This is a genomic window from Frankia sp. CgMI4 (genome assembly GCF_001756285.1).
GTDB classification, from domain to species: Bacteria; Actinomycetota; Actinomycetes; order Frankiales; family Frankiaceae; genus Frankia; species Frankia casuarinae.
Genome location: NZ_MAQZ01000003.1, coordinates 78,113 through 95,405 on the forward strand (window position 1 = coordinate 78,113; position 17,293 = coordinate 95,405).

Here is a 17,293-nt window from a genome sequence, read left to right on the forward strand (position 1 = left end):
TGGTGCCGTCGCGAGCTGGCCGGCGGGAGGCCGTTACCCGCGTCGGCAGCCTTCCCGGTGCGCCCGGACCGCCCGTAGCACGCCCCGGGCGAGCAGGAACAGCACGAACAGCATCCCGCCGGCCGGCAGCGCGACCAGCAGCGCGGAGACGACCTCCGCGAATGCGGTGACCAGCTTCCCGTCACGGGTCGCCCGGCCCGCCAGCCCGAGATAGTCCCACATGGCCCGGGTCGTCCGGGTAAGCACGAACGGAACCGAGACCATGAGCACRACCAGGTTCACCAGGATCAGCGGCGCCGCGAGCAGCGCCCAGGCGGTCACCACGATCCGGGCCGGCCGGGTCAGCCCGTCCGGTCGGCTTCGGATGTCCGGCGGGGTCAGCCCGTCCGGTCGGCTCCGTCCTGCTGATCGGGCAGGCCGCCCGCGCGGGACGCGGTTGCGCCGCCGTGGCAGCGTCGCGCGTAGCGCCGGCCCCATCCGGTTGAACAGGTCCGGTACCCCGGCCAGGTCGCTGACGATGTAGTAGCCGTCGAGCCGGACGAAGGGCGCAAGCTGGCGTATGGCATCCAGGTGGACAAGGACGACGGCGGTCACCAGCACACCGGCGTGGGTGAGCGCGAGAGCCCCGGCGAGCAGCAGAACGAACAGTCCGTTGAAATAGATGCCGCCGAGGTCGGTGCGCAGCCGGCCGAGCCGGCTCAGCCGGTAGGAGTCGGTGACGTCGGTGAAGAAGGCCGGCCACACCAGGTACATGCCGAAACCGATGACTCCCGGGCGGGCACCGCCGTAGTGGCAGGCCGCGGCGTGCCCGCATTCGTGGAACAGTGCGCCGGCGAGGGCCAGGCCGACCACCACCAGGATCAGCGCCGGGGTCGCGAGCACCTCCGCCGCGCTGTCTCGGACGCTGTGCCGGCCGAACGTCCACACGTCGGTGACCACCAGCAGGGCCAGCAGCAGGGCCACGGCCGCTGGCCGGAACAGCATCGCGAACACCCGGCTGACCCGGTGCACGGCCGGCGCGGGTAGCAGGGTGTGCCGGGCTGCGAGTGTGAACAGCGCCTTCGCCCGTGGTGCCGGGGTGACGCCGTTCTCGCTGGCGATCAGGCCGAGTGGCATGAGCCGATCCGCTACGAGGTACGCGACGTCGGCGCCACTCATCCGGCGGGCGCAGACCACCGTGACCCGGTCGGCAATCGCGGCGACGTCGCGGGCGCCGTCCGCCGCTTCGAGGATGTGCGCGAGCAGTTCGGTGAGTGCGACGACCTGACCGTCGGCGCGGCGGGCCAGGAAGACGGGTCGGGCCAGGCCCGACCCGGTGAACTCGCCGAGTAGCGCCAGGCCGTCGGCCCGGCTCGGTCTGGCGGGTACCTCGGTCGGCCCGGGAACGCCCGTCGGATCGGTGACGCCGGTGACGCCGGTGATATCGGTGACGCCGGTGATATCGGTGAGGTCGGGCGTCCGGTCCGGTTTGGAAGGCACCGGCGGCATCGTTGTCGGCCGGGTGGACGACCGGGTGGACTCGGTCATCTGCGTCCCATCCTCATTGTCATGAACTGGCGGGAAGCCGGCCGCCGGTCCGTCGACCGGCGGCCGGCCGGGTGACCACCCCGGAGGAATCCGGCGGTGTATCTGTCGGTCGTAGCGGTAAAGCGGTAAAGCGGTAAAGCGGTCGGTGTTATTTCTGTATGATGATGTTGATGCTCGGTACCAGTGTGATGAGAATGGGCAGGAATCCACCGGCGACCTGCGGCTCCGCATGAGCGTCGATCTGTGCCATTTTCGACCAGGGGGAGCCGACCGGAAAGAAGGTTGGGTCAAACTCCTTCCGACCGATCTCGACCGCGGCGAGAGTCGTCCGTTCGGGTAGTAGTTCCGCCCATTCCAAGAACAGTTCTCCATTCAGCTCGCCGGCGCAGTTGCCCGTGATATCGTTCATCCTTGTTTCCCACCGATCTGAGTTGCCTCGGATATTCGGGCGGTGGGAACGCTAGCCACCGCTCAACCTGGTGGCCAGCACCTGCACAAGGTGTGTCACGGTCGTGCCAGCGTCGGTCGAAACTTCGGCTGGCCTTCTCGGATCGGCCTGACCGAGGCGAGGGCATGCCTTCCGGCCGGCCGAAGGATAGTCGGCCGGCCGGTGGCCGCGGGTGCACGGTGCCCTTGGCGACCTCGGGAGAACGTGGTCGGGTGCGGTTACCCGGCCGGGGAGACCGGCGTGAGGAGCAGAATCGTTCCGGAGTTCACCACTGCTCGATGCGGTTCCAGCTGTTGGCGATGGTCTTGACGAACGCTCCGTCGCTGTAGGCGGTCTGCGGCTCCGGATGATTATCGATTTGGGCATTGTTGCTGCCCGGCGAGCCGACCGGGTAGAAGGTGGGGTCGAACTCGGTGCGGTTTATCTCGATCGCCGCCAGGGTCATGCGCTCGGGCAGCAGCTCCGCGTGTTCTTGCGCCAGCTCGACGACGTCTGTCTCCCTGCGGTCCCTCATCTTCTGGCTCCCCTGTGTGTCGCTCGGTACCCGTCATGACGCAGGATGTGGGCACCGGCCGGTGGCGAGGAATCGGCCGGCGCGGGGCGGGGTMAGAACTCACCGGAGGGCGCGGATTCCGCGGCATCCGGTGGTACTACCGAACTGTAGGAGCCGCGGTTACCCTCCGCAACACGGATCTTGTCCTCGGTCGATCTGACCGGTCCAGGCCCACTCGGCGGGTGGTCGGATCATCATCCGCGCCCGGGCGCGAGCCTGGCGTGGGGAAGGCCGATTCTCTACGGATGATTCACCATGRCATTTTTCCCGATGGCGATAGATGGGAAATCAAAAATGGTAGACAATATTGAACTATGGTGAATTTTGTCAAAAAATATAAAATAATACTGACGTGTCGAACAATGCCGATCCACTTGTTGATGGATGTTCTCTTCCTTGGGGCTATCTTCGGCGGTGGATATCCGGATGCGGTCCGTTCAAACGACAGCAATTTTTCGCGTGGATGGTAGCGTCGTCGGTGTCCGAGGTCCCGCGTGAACGACGAAGGGTGGACAGGCGATGGCCGCGGCACCGATAGTTCCGCTGCATATACGGCGAGCGCAGTTCGATCCGATCGAGGAACTCGTCCGGATCCGGGACACCGACGGCGTCTGCCGCGTTGTCACCGTGTTCGGGATACCCGCGTATCTGGTCAGCCGGTACGAGGACGTCCGCGAGATACTCGCGGATCCGGGCAGGTTCAGCAACGTCAATCAGTGGGTCGTAGGTCCTGGCGGTCCCGTCCTGAGTGATGAGGAAATCGCCGAACTGCGGGCGGGGCAGATGCTCGCGTTCGATCCGCCAGATCACACCCGGCTGCGCCGGATGCTCACCCCGGAGTTCACCGTGCGCCGGATGCGCGGGTTGGAGCCGCGGATCCGGGACATCGTCGACGCGGCGCTCGACGAGGTGGAACGGGCCGGCCGGCCTGCCGATCTGGTCGCGACCTTCGCGCTTCCGGTGCCGTCGCTGGTGATCTGCGAGTTGCTGGGGGTGCCGTATTCCGACCGCGCGGAGTTCCAGCAGCGCACCCGCCGGCAGATCGACGCCTCGTTGCCGATCGAGCAGCGGCTGGCCCTGCAGCGCGAGGCCCGTGCGTACATGGCCGGGCTGGTCACGCGGGCGCAGGCGGCCCCGGGCGAGGACCTGCTGGGCATGCTGGTGCGCGAGCACGGCGACGAACTGAGCACCGCCGAGCTGGTCGGCATCGCCTCGCTGCTGCTGGTCGCCGGGCACGAGACGACGTCGAACATGCTTGCTCTCGGCACCCTGGCGCTGCTGCGCCATCCCGACCAGCTCGCCATGGTCCGCGACGATCCGGCCCAGGTCGAGCCCGCCGTCGAGGAACTGCTGCGGTGGCTGTCCATCGTGCCCTCCGGTGTGCCCCGCACGACGACGACCGAGGTGGAGATCGCCGGTCACCGCATCCCGGCGGGCGAACAACTGCTCCTGGCGCTACCCGCGGCCAACCGAGACCCGRCTCTCGTCGGGGATCCGGACCGGCTCGACATCACCCGTGGCGCTCCCGGCCACGTCGCTTTCGGCCACGGCGTGCACCACTGCCTGGGAGCGCCGCTGGCCCGGATGGAGATGCGCATCGCGTTCCCCGCGCTGCTGCGACGCTTCCCCGATCTCGCGCTGGCCGTGCCCTACGAACAGGTCGCGTTCCGTGCCCATCATGTCGTACACGGGCTGCACGCACTCCCGGTCACCTGGTGAGACCCGGTCCCTGGTGGAAGAGGGCGGAACAGGAGGGTGTCGCATGAAGATTGTCGCTGATCGCGCCGTCTGTGTCGGCGCTGGGATGTGCGTGATGACCGCGCCGGAGGTCTTCGATCAGGGTGACGACGGCCTCGTCGTCACCCTGATCGAAGAGGTCGCCGCCGGTCGGCTGGACGCTGTGCGCCGATCGGTCGCGCTGTGTCCGTCGAAGGCGCTGCGCGTGCTGGACGACTGACGAACGGGTCGGCCGCCCGGCGGGCGTCACGCGGTGCAGTTGCTGGTGAAGCCATCCGTGGGCGGCGTGGATCCCGGGGGCGTGGACATGGCACCTCCGATGCGTCGCGACCGGGGTCATCGGGCGCACGTCCGGATGGCGGGCGAGATCCGGTCTCCGCTGATCATAATAGGTTGATGAGCTGACGGATCGCGGCGCATCAAGACCCTGATGCGTGGTTCCGTGCCGCTCCGGGGTGCCGTGTTCCGGGGTGCCGTGTTCCGGACCGCCGTGTTCCGGACCGCCGTGTTCCAGGGGTACCGTGCTTCCGGTTTTGGGGGCTTTCCCGACCGAGAATTTCCGTAGGCCCGCTCGGCCGAAGGTGGTCCATGAGCCAACGGGCGCGTCCGCACGTCCACCGAGACGGCGGCGTATATCTTGGGGTCGCGTCATATCAGTCCCGCGTCCGGAGTAACGTCTCCTTAGCGGTGCCACGCTGATATGCCGGCTGAACCCGACAAAACCCTCGGAGGAGACAGACTGTGTCRGATTCGCAAGGTCTTGTGTTCGCGTCAGCGGAGTGGCTGCCCAACGGAACCGAACATTGGGCCAACTTCAAGGTGACCATCTCCAACTACTCCACCGAGGACGTGGTGGATCCGGAGATATCCTGTACGTTCGCCGCGCCCCGGCTCATCCGGAATGTTTACGGACTGGTGTTCAACCCAGTTGATCGGCCGACTGACGTCGTCACTGGCCGCCTGGTGTCCGAACGGAAGATCATCCAGGCGAGGGGATCGCAGGAGTTCAMCCTCGCGATGCAGAACGGTGGTACGGGCGCCGGCTCGGATCCCGCCCTGCTGCCGAACGGCTTCACGGTCAACGGGGAGAACGCCAACCCACCCGAGGACACCGATCCGCCCACGGTGCCGGAGAAGCTGCGCATCACCGGCTRGGCGCCGCACAGCCTRCACCTGACCTGGGATCCGTCCACGGACAACATCGCGGTGGCGGGCTACGAGGTGTTCTACCGGACTCCGGGTGGAGAACCCCGTGTCCTGGCGACCACCGCCGCCGAGGCCACGGTGTCGGGGCTGAACTCGTTGACGGAGTACATTCTGCGGGTCCGCGCGTTCGACGTCAGCGGCAACCGGTCGGAGCTGTCCGAGGAGGTAGCCGCGTCGACTACCGCCCCCCTCCCGGACCCCGGTACCTGGGATGCGCCGCGAGCGCCCTTCGTCGACTACACCGCATGGCCGAACCCGAAGCTCGCCGAATACGGCTCCCTGTCCGGAATCGACAGTTTCTTCGTCGGCTTCCTGGTGGCGCAGCCGGGCGGCGACAAGAAGGTGTACTGGGGCGGCTATCCGAGCTACGGGGAGGCCGCGACAGGCGATTTTGGCAAGGAGGACTTCGCCGCGTTCACCGCGCAGGGCGGGAAGGTCATCCTCTCCTTCGGGGRTGCTTCCAACGTCCCCCTGGAGGATGTGGAGACCGACGTTTCCAAGATTGTGGCGACGTATCGGGCGATCCTCGCGAACTACGGGGTCAGCCATGTCGACTTCGACTTCGAGGGAGCGTTCATCCAGAACCGGGCGGGGTTGGAGCGGCACGTCGCCGCCATCTCCCAGGTGCTCCCGGCCTACCCCGGCCTGAAGATCTCCTACACGCTTCCCGTCGACGGCGCTCCCGGCAGCCTGGTGGGTTTCAACCCCGACGGGGTGCGTCTGCTGCATCTGCTCGCCGACGCGGGCGTCCAGCCATCGCTGATCAACGGCATGCTGATGGAGTTCGGCCAGACGGCCCCCTCGGACGCCTATGAGTGCTGCGTGATCGCGCTTAACGGCATGTTCACGCACATCGCCGGGGCCTGGCGCGACTGGGACGAGCAGAAGGTCTGGCGGCGGATCGGCGCCTGCCCGATGTTCGGCCGCCACATCAACGGCCGGATCTTCACGCTGGACCACATGCGCCGGCTCGTGGAGTTCGCCCGTACCCACAACATCGGCGCCGTCTCCGGTTGGGACGCCACCCGGGACTACAACCAGGGCCGCCTGCCCGAATGCGCCGACTTCAACGGGAACGACCTGGCGAAGTGCACCTACGTCGAGCAGAACCCGTTCGACTTCTGCAAGATCATCGCCACCTACCGACCCGAGTCCGTTCCCGCCGCCGCGCTGCGGCGGTAGGTCCGCGCCCGCGGCCCGGCGGCGCACGTAGCCGCCGGGCCGCGGTCCGGCTTTCCTGGCGGCATTCCGCCAGGCGGACCGGCGGATCCGTCAGGCGACGGAGGACATCCCCGGTTCCCAGATCTCGAACCCGGCCGCCAGGTAGCGGTTCCTGGCCGCGGCTCGCATGATCTTGCCGCTGCTGGTCTTCTGTAGCCGGCCCGGCAGGGCCAGCACGAGGTCGTTCACCGAGAGGTCGTGTTCCCGCGTCACCGCCGCCCGGATCGACGCAGCGACGTCCCTCGCGTCGGCGGTGAGGCGCTGCTCGTCCCTGATCTCCTGCACGACGACCAGCTTCTCGCTGTCGGCACCGGGAACCGAGAACGCGGCGCACCCGCCGGGGCGCAACGCGGGGTGGGCCGACTGGACGGTGAGCTCGATGTCGTGGGGATAGTAGTTCCGRCCCCGAATGATCACCAGGTCCTTCAGCCTGCCCACGACGTAGACCTCGCCGTCGACCAGCAGGCCGAGATCGCCGGTGCGCAGGTAAGCCCGGCCGGTCTCGCCGTCGAACTCGGCGTGGAACACCTCGGCCGTCGCCTCCGGGCGGCGCCAGTATCCCTGCGCCACCTGGTCGCCGGAGACCCAGATCTCGCCCACCTCGTCCGCGGGGCACGGGCGTCCCGTTTCGGGGTCCACTATCCGGAGCTCCTCCTCCGGGAGGACGAGCCCGGATCCGACGAGACTCCGGCCGCGTCCGCCCGATGCCGGCACATAGCGCCGGTGACCGAGCGCCTCGACGTCCGCCTCGAGGGCGCGGGGACCGCGGCCCTTCCGGCTGCCGGTCACGAGCAGGGTCGCCTCGGCCAGGCCGTAGCACGGGTAGAACGCCTTCTCGTCGAACCCGTGGGGCGCGAAGATCGCCGAGAACCGGCGCAGGGTCTCGTGACGGATGGGCTCGGCCCCGTTGAACGCGACCTTCCAACAGCTGAGGTCGAGGTCCGGCACATCCCCCCGGGCGGCCCGTGCGACGCAGACATCGAAGGCGAAGTTGGGCCCGCCGCTGGTGTGGGCCCGGTACCGGGAGATGGCCGACAGCCAGCKCAGGGGCCACCGGATGAACGTCATCGGCGCCATGAGGATGCTGGTCGCCCCGAGGTAGAGCGGCTGCAGGATGTTGCCGATCAGCCCCTGGTCATGGAAGAACGGTGCCCAGCCGACGAACGTCGAGTCCTGATCGTGGTCGAAGGCGCGCCGGATCATCTCCTGGTTCGCGGMGAGGTTCCGGTGGGAGACCATGACCCCCTTCGGATCGGACGTGGAACCGGAGGTGTACTGAAGGAAGGCGACGGAATCCGGCGGACAGGGCCGGGGGCGGAAGCTCGTGCCCGCCTGGTCCGTCTCGTTCGTCTCGTCCGCCACCTGGTCGACCGGCAGCCAGGGGAGGGGGCCACGGATCGATTCCACGACGGGCCTGATGTGCTCGACCATCGCGCCGACGGTGAGCACGGCCGAAGGCTCGCAGTCCTTGATGATGCTCCGGGTCGCGTCCTGGATCAGGTTCCTGCGCGGGGGGTTGACGGGGACCGCGATCACCTGCGCGTAGAGGCAGCCGAAGTAGGCGACGATGAAATCCAGACCCGGCGGGAAGAGCAGCAGCGCCCGGTCGCCGGGCCGGCAGCGCCGGATCAGCTCCCCGGCCACGGCGAGCGCCCGCGCGTGCAGGTCGCCGTACGTCAGTACCGCCTTTTCCGCCTCGTGTTCATCCACGAACACGTAGGCCCGCCTGGCCGGCTGGCGGGCGGCGCGGTTCTGTAGGACTTCCGGCAGCAATGTCGCGTGCGGCACCCTTTTTCCTTCCCTCGACTTTCCCTCCCGCCCCGGGAGCGGCTCGACGGAGCTCATTCCAACGCCGCGGCGATGCGCGCCGCGATGGCCACCCGGTGGCGTTGATGGAAGAAGTGATCGCCCGGGAAGGTGTGGACCGCGAAGGCCGCGTCCGTCTCGTCCCGCCAGGCTTCGATCTCGGCCAGGTCGACAACCGGGTCCGCGGTTCCGTAGAAGGCCGTGATCGGGCAGCGCAGCCTGGGTTCGGAGCGGTACGCGTACTCCTCGCTGAGCGTCAGATCGACTCTGGTGAGCCKTAGCGTGTAGCGCAGGAAGGCCGCACTCCGATGTGAGCCCCCCGTGTCACCCATCGTCTTCAGCGCGGCAACGAGCGCGTCGTCCGGCAGGTGATGGATCGGTGCCCTGCTGGCGGGCCGGTGTGGCGCCCGGCGGCCGGAGACGAACAGATGCACCGGTGGGATACCCGCCGCACTCAGCGCGCGGGCCAGCTCGAAGGCGACCAGTGCTCCCATGCTGTGGCCATACAACGCCACGGGCGGGTCGATCAGCCGGGTCACCTGTGGTAGCAACGCGTCGACGGCATCGTGCACCAGGCGCAGCGCGGGCTCGGCCACCACGTCCTCACGACCGGGCAGCTGGACCCGCACCGCCGCGACGGTCGACGGGAACAGCCCAAGCCATCTGGCGAAGGAACTGGCTCCGGCACCGGCGTGCGGGAGGCAGATGAGCCRCACGGCGGCATCCGTCGGTTCGTACCGCAGCCACGTCCGGCCCGTCAGCCCGGTGCCCGTCAGCCCGGTGCCCGATACCCCGGTGCCCGATACCCCGGTGCCCGATACCCCGGTGCCCGTCACCCGACACCCCGCACCGAGACCGGAAGCTGCTTCAGCCCGCGGACGATGAAGCTGTGATCCTGCCAGTCGGGTTGCGTGACCAGGAGTTCCAGGCGTTCGGCTCGCCGGTACAACCGATCAAGGGCGACCTGGGCCTGCAACTGCGCCAGAATCCCGCCCAGGCACCCGTGCATCCCGTGGCCGAAGGCGAGATGCCCTCGTGCGTCGCGGGTGATGTCGAACTCGTCCGGCCGGCTGAACACCGCGGGGTCGCGGTTCGCGGCGCCGAGGCACAGCAGAACCTGATCGCCTGCCCGGATCCGGCTTCCGTCGATCTCGACCTCGCGCGTCGCGACGCGCTTGGTCAGCTGCAGGGGACTGTCGTAGCGCAGAGCCTCGTCGACGGCGCCGCCCAGCAGCTCCGGCCGACGGCGCAGGCGCGCGTCCTGATCCGGGTGCTGGAGCAACGCGAGGAGACCGTTGCCGATGAGGGATTTCGTGGTCTCGTTGCCGGCCACGAAGCACATGATGCAGACGAAGACGACTTCCTCATCGCTGAGCCGGTCGCCCCCGGCCGTCCGCGCGGCGAGCAGCCGGCTGATCAGATCGTCACCCGGCCGGGACCGGCGTTCGGTGACCACGTCGTCCAGGGCCTGCGCGAATGTCTCGACGACGTCGGATACCCGGGTGAAGTCCTCGGTCTTCATCAGCCCCGGCTCGAGCAGGAAGCGGATGTCATGCGTCCAAGGCCCGACGCGCTCGCGCAGGCTGTCCGGAAGGGCCATCCAGTCGCACATGACCGTGAGCGGTAGGGGCCCCGCGAGATCGGCGACGACGTCCATGCCGCCGTCGTCCCAGGCTCGCCGCACCAGCCGCTCCGCGACCTCGTGGACGCGGGGGCGCAGCTCGGCGACCGCCTGCGCCGTGAATACCCGGTTCACCAGGCCACGCAGCCGGGCGTGGTCGGGGTTGTCGGTGAAGACGAGCGACTTGGTCGCCAGCCGCCCGATCCGCGCCACGTCGTCCCGCGACAGCCGCGACGCCTGCCGGCTGACCAGCTGGGGGATGAGCCCGGCGCTGAACGTCCGGTCGTGCAGGACACCGCGCACGTCGGCGTGCCGCGTGAGCACCCACATGCCCAGCGTCCGGTGGACGGGCTGCGCGCCTCGAAGCCGCGCATAGAGCGGGTACGGACTGCGCCGGAACTCGGCGCCGAAGGGGTTGAAGCGGATCGGTGCCCGGGTGGCTTCGGCGGTCGCGGTGTCGGCGGTCGCGGTGTCGGCGGTCGCGGTGCTGGGTGTCGGGGACGTCATCCCGCCCGTGCTCATCCCGCCCGCACCCCGCGGCCCTCGAAGTATCCGCTCCCGAAGGGCTGAAGGACGAGCCTGAGCAGGCAGATCTTTCCCATCCGGAACCCCAGGGCGGACAGCTTCAGGTAACGCTCGTACCGGGCGACCACCTCCGGTCCGACGACACCCACGGCCTCCTCGCGGTGTCGGCGCAGTCGGCGGGCCCACTCCTCGCATGTCCAGGCGTAGTCGAGCCGACCGTTGTGCACCGACTGGATCTCGAAGACACCCTCCGCCGCGGCGGTGATCTCCGTGAGCGTCSGCAGATCCGCCGCCGGAAATATCTCCTGCTGAATGAAGGCGCTCGCGTTCTCGCGGGACATGTTCGCGTAGGCGATCGTCTGCAGCGACAACACGCCGTCCCGCTTCAGCCAGCCGTGGCAGCGGGTGAAGAACTCCCGGTACAGGCGGATCTTCTCGGCGGACGAGTCGTCGGGTCCGGCGAAGTGCTCGAAGGCACCGATGGAGATGATCCCGTCGAACCGGGTGCCGGGTTCGTAGTGCGCCCAGTTCTCCGTGCGCACCTCGACACCGGGATAGCCGCGGGACCGGACGAAGGCCGCCTGCTCCGCACTGAGGGTGAGACCGACGGAGCGTCGCACCCCGTGCGTTTCCGCCAGTCGCCCCAGGATCGAGCCCCACCCGCAGCCGATGTCCAGAACGCTTTCGGCGCGGTCGGCGCGAATCGCGTCCAGGTGGAACCGCAGCTTCCTTTCCTGGGCTGTTTCCAGGGTGTCGTCCGCGCCTTCCCGCAGCGCGCAGGAGTAGGTCAGCGAGCGGTCCAGCCAGAGCCGGTAGAAATCATTTCCGACGTCGTAGTGGTGGCGGATGGCCGCCGCCGCTCCGACCGTCCGATCGTGTCCRACCGAGGTGGCCATGACGACTATGCCACGTGCCGCGGGAGCTGCGTGTGCAGGTACGTGGCGACCGCGTTGAGGTTCGGGTTCTCGAACAACGCCTCGGGCGGTAGGTCGACGCCGTAGCGTTCCTCAACCTCGATCAGCAGGGAGACGGCGAGGGCGGAATCGATTCCCAGTCGATCGAAGTCCGCGTCCGGATCGACCTCCTCCGCGGGTATCTCGAGGAGACCCGCGACATACTCCTGGCACCAGGTGACAATCTCTTCCCTGCTTGGCTCCACCGTGCTCGCTCCTTATACCGCGGTACTCGGAGCGGATCTTCTGGCGGCGATGYGCTTCGCCGCCATCCGCTCTTCGGACGGAAGTTTGACATCCCAGGCGAGGCCACTGACCGCGAGCAGCCTGATGAGCCAGTAACCCGGATCGAGGCGGTACCACCGCAGCCCGAAGGAGGGCGAATCGGGGAACGCGTGGTGATTGTTGTGCCACGATTCGCCCAGGCTCAGCAGGGCGAAGATCCCGCCGTTCCTGCTGTTCTCCCGGGACTCGTAGGGGCGGGTGCCGAACATGTGCAGGAAGGAGTTGATCCCCCAGATGACGTGTTCGAGGACGAACATCCGTACGAGACCACCCCAGAGGAAGCCGCTCACCGCCCCGGTCCAGCTTTGGTAGACGAGGCCACCGACGAGCGCCGGGAGCAGAAGCCCGAGCGTCACCCAGTAGTAGTAGAGGCGGGCCACCCGGACCAGCGCGCGGTTCTTGATCAGATCCGGCGCGTAGTGGACGACGTTGGGATATTCGTGGCGGCGCATCCACAGGAAGTGCGAGTGGGCCAGGCCGCGGAGCCGGCCCTTCAGACCGTTGCCGGCGAGATTCGGCGAGTGCGGGTCTCCGTCGCGATCGCTGCACTCGTGGTGCCRCCGGTGCAGAGCGACCCAGGACACCACGCCGCCCTGGCCGGCCATCGAGCCGAGTACYGCGAGCGCGGCCGCCGCGGCCGGCGCCGCCTTGAACGCGCGGTGCGTGAAGAGCCGGTGATAGCCGACGGTGATGCCCAGACCGGTCAGGAGCCACATCGAGAAGAGTAGGGCGAGTTCGGTGGCCCCGATCGGATGTACCGCGAGAAACGCGATGGCGGCGGCGGTGCCGGCAATCGGGAGGACGTCGAACAGCAGGAAGTGCCGGCGCTGCAGGCGATGCAGGTAGGAATTGCTGATCGTCTTCCGGCGGGGAGTGGATCCATCGGCTCCGTACCCGTTTTCAGAGTACCCGGTTTCAGGAATGTGCGTTGCAGGCTGGAAGCCAGCCATTCTCGACCGCCTCCTCCGGAGGGCTGCGGATGGGTCGTCGGCCCGAACTTTTCCGATCGTAACAGCCGTCGTGGCCGGTTCCGGAACATGCGCCGGAGTAATCGATCGTGAGATTGTGTTTCGTTATCGTCCGCTGCTGAGCCGCACCCGCCGGCTCTCCGGCCCACGGATAGTGCGGGTGCCGCGGTAGTGCGGATGCCGCGGTAGTGCGGATGCCGCGGTAGTGCGGATGCCGCGGTAGTGCGGATGCCGCGGTAGTGCGGATGCCGCGGTAGTGCGGGTGCCGCGGTAGTGCGGGGTGTCGCCCAGCACCGTCATAGGGCGACACCGCATGGTCAGGGCGACAGCCGGATGGGGAGTGTCTCCAGGCCACGCACGGCCAGATGCGGGCGATAGGAGGGAGGGTCGCTGGCCGGCGTGAGGCTACCGGCCCGGCGCACGAGTGCCTGCAGGGCGATCTCCGCCTCCAGTCGGGCGAGCGGCGCGCCGAGACAGTAGTGGATCCCCAACCCGAAGCCGAGATGACGGGGGGCGGGTGTCGGCCCGGCGTACCGGCGGATGTCGAACCGGTCCGGCTCCGCGAAGGTCCGCGGATCCCGCCCGGCGGCGGCCAGCATGATGACGCCGACCTCGCCCGCGGCGAAGGAGTGCCCGGCGACCTCGGTGCCACGCAGCGCGAGACGCCCGACGAACTGGACGGGCGGGTCGTGGCGCAGCGTCTCGTCAACGAGTGCGGGCGCCAGGTCGGGGTCGGCCCGCAGCGCGGTGAGCTGGTCGGTGTCACGCAGCAGGGCGAGCACCGCGTTGCCGATCAGGTTGATCGTGGTCTCGTACCCGGCGACCAGCAGCAGAGCGCACAGCTCCAGCAGTTCGGCCTCGGTCAGGCTGTCACCCTGCTCCCGCACCGCCACGAGAAGACCGAGCAGGTCGTCGGTCGGCCGAGCCCGTCTGGCCGCGATCAGATCCGTGAAGTAGGCGTCGAACTCGACGGTGGCCTTCCCTCGCAGGGCCAGCTCGTCGGGTGTGAGCAGATAGTCCGGATCGAGGCCGCGGGTGAGGGCGGTTCCCCAGGCCCGGAACGTCTCCTCGTCCCGCACGGGCACACCCAGCAGATCGCAGATGATTCTCAGGGGAAGGGGACGGGCGAACGCGTCGATCAGATCCACCTCGCCAGCCGCGAGCGCRGCGTCGAGCAGCGACTCGACCAGGACGGTGATCTGTGGCCGCAGCCCGGAGATGACCCGGGGAGTGAACGCCTTGCTGACCAGCCCGCGCAGCCGGGTGTGATCGGGCGGGTTCACGCCGAGGAGCGACCGCAGCCCGYCGTCGAAGCTGTTGGCGGAACGCCAGGCGTTGGTTCCCCCCTCACCCCGGCCCCAGGCGGCGTCCTGCAGAACGTGCATGCAGTCCTGGTAGCGGGTGAGCAGCGTGACCTGCTGGGCGCCCAGCGGCAGACGGTAGAACGGATCCGCCTCCCGTAGGGCGTGGTAGCTGGGGTAGGGATCATGGCGTCGGGCCGGATCGAACGCGCCGAAGGCCGGCGGCGTGCCGACCGCGRCCGCACCGGACGGGGAATCGGCATCCATTGTCAGCTCCTCGCTTCCGGTGGTCGGTGACCCCGCAGCCGCGCCGCCGCCGCTGCGTGCGACCGTGAAGGACGTTTGCAGGGCGAACCGGACTCCCGATGAAGGGAACGCGAACGGACGACGAGAAGAACGGGAAGGACGGGAAGGACGAGGAGACCGAGAAGGCCGACCGGCCTCTCCCTCATTGAGGGAGAGGCCCGCCGGCGGCGGTGACGACCACCCCGACCGCGGCGGCGATGAGCAGGGTGAGAACGACGCCGCGGCGCAGGGGCAGCAGGAGGATCATGGCGCCGCCGAGGGTGGCATACTGCCAGGGCCGGTCGAGCGCGCCGGCTAGCGGGATGGCGGAGCCGAGGATGGCGCCGGCCGCGGCGGGGGCGGCGCCATCGAGGAAGGCGCGGATTCGCGGTTCGGCCCGCAGCCGGGCGAAGTGGGGACCGCCGAGCAGGATGAACGCGAACGACGGACCGAAGGCGACGGCTGCGGCCAGTAGCCCGCCGTCAATCCCGGCTGCCGCGTACCCGACGGCGGCGACGGTCTGCACGACGGGGCCGGGGGTGATCTGTCCGAGCGCGACCGCGTTGAGGAACTGGTCGGCGGTCATCCAGTGATAGTGGTCGACCGCGTCGGTCTGCATCAGCGGGATGATGACGAAGCCGCCGCCGTAGGACAGGGCACCAACCTTGAAGGCAACCCAGATCAGCGCGAGCAGCCCGCCGGTGCCGGTTGCCGCGGCGGCGAGCAAGGGCATGGGTGGCGCGGCAGCGCCCGGCTGGCGGCCGGGCCGATGGTGGCGGCGGGCGGCCAGCTCGAACGCGCCGCAGCCGAGCAGGACGAGCACCAGCCACGGGCCGACAGCGGCGGCAGCCGTCGCCCCGGTGGCCAGGTAGCACGGCCAGCGCAGGCGGCTGACCGTGCGGGCCCGCCGCCAGCTTGCCGGCAGCAACGCGACGCCGGTCTGGACGGCGACGGCCGCGACCGCGGAACCCGCCCCGGCGCCGGCGGCGCGCACCCACCGCGGCGGCGAGCCGGCGAGGAAGATCGCCGCCAGCGCGAGAATCAGGATCAGACCTGGCACGATGAACGCGATCCCGCCAACGAGCGCACCCGGCCGGCCCCGGAGCCGCCAAGCGCAGTAGATCGCCAGCTGGGTGGACGCCGGTCCGGGCAGCAGGTTACAGACCGCTACGGCGTCTTCGAATTCGGTGGCGGTCAGYCACCGCCGTCGCTCCACGCAGAGCTGGCGCAGCAGCGCGATGTGCGTCGGCGGGCCGCCGAAGCCGAGGCAGCCGATCCGGCCCCATTCCCGTAACACGGCGAGCAGGCTCGGGTGAGCGGGGGTGGCCGCGGACGGCGCATCGAGCTCCACGGTTGACATCCTCTCCTCCCCCGAGGGAGGGGATTCCCGGGCCTCGCGGCACCCGGCCGGGTGGTCAGGGTCGGCGCCGATCCACGAACCCTCCCTCCCCTGAAGCACTCGACTGAAGCACTCGACCGGCTGGCCGCGAGATGGTGGCCGCGAGGGTGTGTCGCGGCCACCATCTCTGCGAGCCAGGCAGCTCGGTCAGATCTTTCAGATTTTAGCGAGGAGGTTCCGCATACTCGTGATCTCGGCGTTCTGGGTGTTCTGAATATTCTCGGCGAGCTGCTGCGCCGGGGTATAGCGTCCGTCGCGGATTTCCGTCTTCGCCATGGTGACGGCTCCCTGGTGATGTGCGATCATCATGGTGAGGAACATCTTGTCGAAGGCGGGTCCGGTCGCGTTCCCCAGCGCGGTCATGTCCGCGCTGGACATCATTCCTTCCATGGTGTCGCCCGGCATCATGGTTTCTGATCCGTGGCCGTTCATGCCGTGGCCGTTCATGCCGTGGCCGTTCATGCCGGGGCCGCCCATGCCGGGGCCGCCCATGCCGGGGCCCGATCCGCCGCCGCCGGCGGGGGGAGCGGTGGGCTGCTTCCAGGCCGTGAGCCAGCCGACCATCGTGGTGATCTCCGGAGTCTGCGCGGCGCGGATCTGCGGCGCGAGGGTCTTCACCTCCGGGTTCTGGGCGTGGGTGCCGGCCAGGTCGGCCATCTCGATGGCCTGCCRGTGATGGGGGATCATGTTCTGGGCGAAGATGACGTCGGCGGCGTTGTAGTCGGTGCTGCCGGTGGCACTGGTGGCACTGGTGGCACCGGTGCTGCTTCCCCCGCTGCCGCACGCGGTAAGAACGGCTGCGGCCAGAAGCGCCGGGATGAGCAGGATGAGTCGTCTCATGCTGGTTCCTCGTCTGCCAGGTGTCGGTAGATCCTTGTGCGGGTTCGCCGTGCGGAAGTCCGTGGGGACGCGCAGGCGAAAGCCGACCGGTCTACAGGCGGAGCACGCAGAGGCAGACGAGTGAGGGTGCGTGGGACGGTGGCGGTCCGCCGGGGGGCGATCGTCCAGGCCGGGATGACGCCACACGTAGCCGGCTCCGGGCGGTGAAGGTCGAGCGGACGGCGCGGGTGAGCAGCAAGGCGATGAACAGGACGCCGGCCAGGCGAAGGAACGCCAGGCACAGCTGACCGGCATGCCCGTCGTGGCCTGCGTCTGTGGCCGGCATCGTGACCCTGGTCCGCGGGTCGAGACCGGCCAGGTGGACGGGCGCGGAGCGCGGATTCATCCCACCGTCGGGCATCGTCGCGTCGGGCATCGTCATTGATTCGCTCCGGGCCGCGGGGAGCCCGTGCGTGCCGGAGTCGGTATGGCCGGCGTGCGCGGACAGGCCGCCGTGCATGAGCAGAATGCCGAGGAGCACGGGCACGAGAAGCGGGAGCAGATGCAGCCTGCCCGGGGTGCTCTTTTCTCTTCCTCGGCGCCGGACCCTCACCGTTGCATGATGCTCCACGCGCAGGC

General features: G+C 68.9%; 16 protein-coding genes. 3 read left to right on the plus strand and 13 right to left on the minus strand.

Going from position 1 to position 17,293, the window contains the following annotated elements:
* Positions 1–33: 33 nt before the first annotated feature.
* The 3 genes from Manayef4_RS01410 to Manayef4_RS01420 form a co-directional block, all read right to left on the minus strand.
* A complete protein-coding gene (locus tag Manayef4_RS01410; RefSeq protein ID WP_070130376.1) occupies positions 34–1,527 on the minus strand; it encodes a hypothetical protein in 1,494 nt (497 codons plus the stop codon).
* Positions 1,528–1,675: 148 nt separating this feature from the next.
* A complete protein-coding gene (locus Manayef4_RS01415) occupies positions 1,676–1,936 on the minus strand; it encodes a hypothetical protein (RefSeq protein ID WP_011436036.1) in 261 nt (86 codons plus the stop codon).
* Between the two features lie 304 nt (positions 1,937–2,240).
* A complete protein-coding gene (locus tag Manayef4_RS01420) occupies positions 2,241–2,489 on the minus strand; it encodes a hypothetical protein (protein WP_011436037.1) in 249 nt (82 codons plus the stop codon).
* Positions 2,490–3,047: 558 nt separating this feature from the next.
* On the opposite strand from Manayef4_RS01420, the gene Manayef4_RS01425 reads away from it, so the two are divergent.
* The 3 genes from Manayef4_RS01425 to Manayef4_RS01435 all read left to right on the plus strand — a co-directional run bounded on the left by Manayef4_RS01425 (position 3,048) and on the right by Manayef4_RS01435 (position 6,653).
* Positions 3,048–4,247: a cytochrome P450 gene (locus tag Manayef4_RS01425; protein WP_070130377.1), complete on the plus strand. Its 1,200-nt coding sequence runs from the start codon at positions 3,048–3,050 to the stop codon at positions 4,245–4,247.
* A gap of 43 nt (positions 4,248–4,290) precedes the next feature.
* Positions 4,291–4,485 (plus strand): (4Fe-4S)-binding protein, encoded by a 195-nt coding sequence (locus Manayef4_RS01430; protein WP_023840904.1) that lies wholly within the window; start codon positions 4,291–4,293, stop codon positions 4,483–4,485.
* A gap of 542 nt (positions 4,486–5,027) precedes the next feature.
* A complete protein-coding gene (locus Manayef4_RS01435) occupies positions 5,028–6,653 on the plus strand; it encodes a fibronectin type III domain-containing protein (protein ID WP_070130378.1) in 1,626 nt (541 codons plus the stop codon).
* Positions 6,654–6,743: 90 nt separating this feature from the next.
* Here Manayef4_RS01435 and Manayef4_RS01440 read toward each other — a convergent pair whose 3' ends face one another.
* The 10 genes from Manayef4_RS01440 to Manayef4_RS01485 form a co-directional block, all read right to left on the minus strand.
* Positions 6,744–8,480, minus strand: a complete 1,737-nt coding sequence (locus Manayef4_RS01440) for a fatty acyl-AMP ligase (protein ID WP_070130379.1) — start codon at positions 8,478–8,480, stop codon at positions 6,744–6,746.
* A 53-nt stretch (positions 8,481–8,533) separates the two neighbouring features.
* Positions 8,534–9,334 (minus strand): alpha/beta fold hydrolase, encoded by an 801-nt coding sequence (locus tag Manayef4_RS01445; RefSeq protein WP_083282226.1) that lies wholly within the window; start codon positions 9,332–9,334, stop codon positions 8,534–8,536.
* Positions 9,331–10,626 (minus strand): cytochrome P450, encoded by a 1,296-nt coding sequence (locus Manayef4_RS01450; RefSeq protein WP_049760874.1) that lies wholly within the window; start codon positions 10,624–10,626, stop codon positions 9,331–9,333. The genes Manayef4_RS01445 and Manayef4_RS01450 overlap by 4 nt, the downstream gene beginning before the upstream one ends.
* A gap of 11 nt (positions 10,627–10,637) precedes the next feature.
* The gene (locus Manayef4_RS01455) at positions 10,638–11,540 is read right to left on the minus strand and encodes a class I SAM-dependent methyltransferase (RefSeq protein WP_070130380.1); all 903 of its coding nucleotides are present in this window, start codon (positions 11,538–11,540) and stop codon (positions 10,638–10,640) included.
* 5 nt (positions 11,541–11,545) lie between these two features.
* Entirely contained in the window at positions 11,546–11,803 is a 258-nt protein-coding gene (locus Manayef4_RS01460; RefSeq protein WP_011436045.1) for an acyl carrier protein, read from the minus strand.
* 12 nt (positions 11,804–11,815) lie between these two features.
* Positions 11,816–12,832, minus strand: a complete 1,017-nt coding sequence (locus tag Manayef4_RS01465; protein WP_175443292.1) for a fatty acid desaturase — start codon at positions 12,830–12,832, stop codon at positions 11,816–11,818.
* 335 nt (positions 12,833–13,167) lie between these two features.
* Positions 13,168–14,418: a cytochrome P450 gene (locus Manayef4_RS01470; RefSeq protein WP_070130381.1), complete on the minus strand. Its 1,251-nt coding sequence runs from the start codon at positions 14,416–14,418 to the stop codon at positions 13,168–13,170.
* A gap of 181 nt (positions 14,419–14,599) precedes the next feature.
* Positions 14,600–15,796 (minus strand): chromate efflux transporter, encoded by a 1,197-nt coding sequence (gene chrA / locus Manayef4_RS01475; protein ID WP_070130434.1) that lies wholly within the window; start codon positions 15,794–15,796, stop codon positions 14,600–14,602.
* Between the two features lie 195 nt (positions 15,797–15,991).
* Entirely contained in the window at positions 15,992–16,675 is a 684-nt protein-coding gene (locus Manayef4_RS01480; protein ID WP_070130382.1) for a DUF305 domain-containing protein, read from the minus strand.
* A 91-nt stretch (positions 16,676–16,766) separates the two neighbouring features.
* The gene (locus Manayef4_RS01485) at positions 16,767–17,267 is read right to left on the minus strand and encodes a hypothetical protein (protein WP_011436050.1); all 501 of its coding nucleotides are present in this window, start codon (positions 17,265–17,267) and stop codon (positions 16,767–16,769) included.
* Positions 17,268–17,293: the final 26 nt, after the last annotated feature.

What these genes read in the sequence shown, in the direction of transcription:
- Manayef4_RS01415 (WP_011436036.1), bottom strand. Translation starts at nt 1,936, where the DNA reads ATGAACGATATCACGGGCAACTGCGCCGGCGAGCTGAATGGAGAACTG.
- Manayef4_RS01420 (WP_011436037.1), bottom strand. Translation starts at nt 2,489, where the DNA reads ATGAGGGACCGCAGGGAGACAGACGTCGTCGAGCTGGCGCAAGAACAC.
- Manayef4_RS01430 (WP_023840904.1), top strand. Translation starts at nt 4,291, where the DNA reads ATGAAGATTGTCGCTGATCGCGCCGTCTGTGTCGGCGCTGGGATGTGC.
- Manayef4_RS01450 (WP_049760874.1), bottom strand. Translation starts at nt 10,626, where the DNA reads ATGACGTCCCCGACACCCAGCACCGCGACCGCCGACACCGCGACCGCC.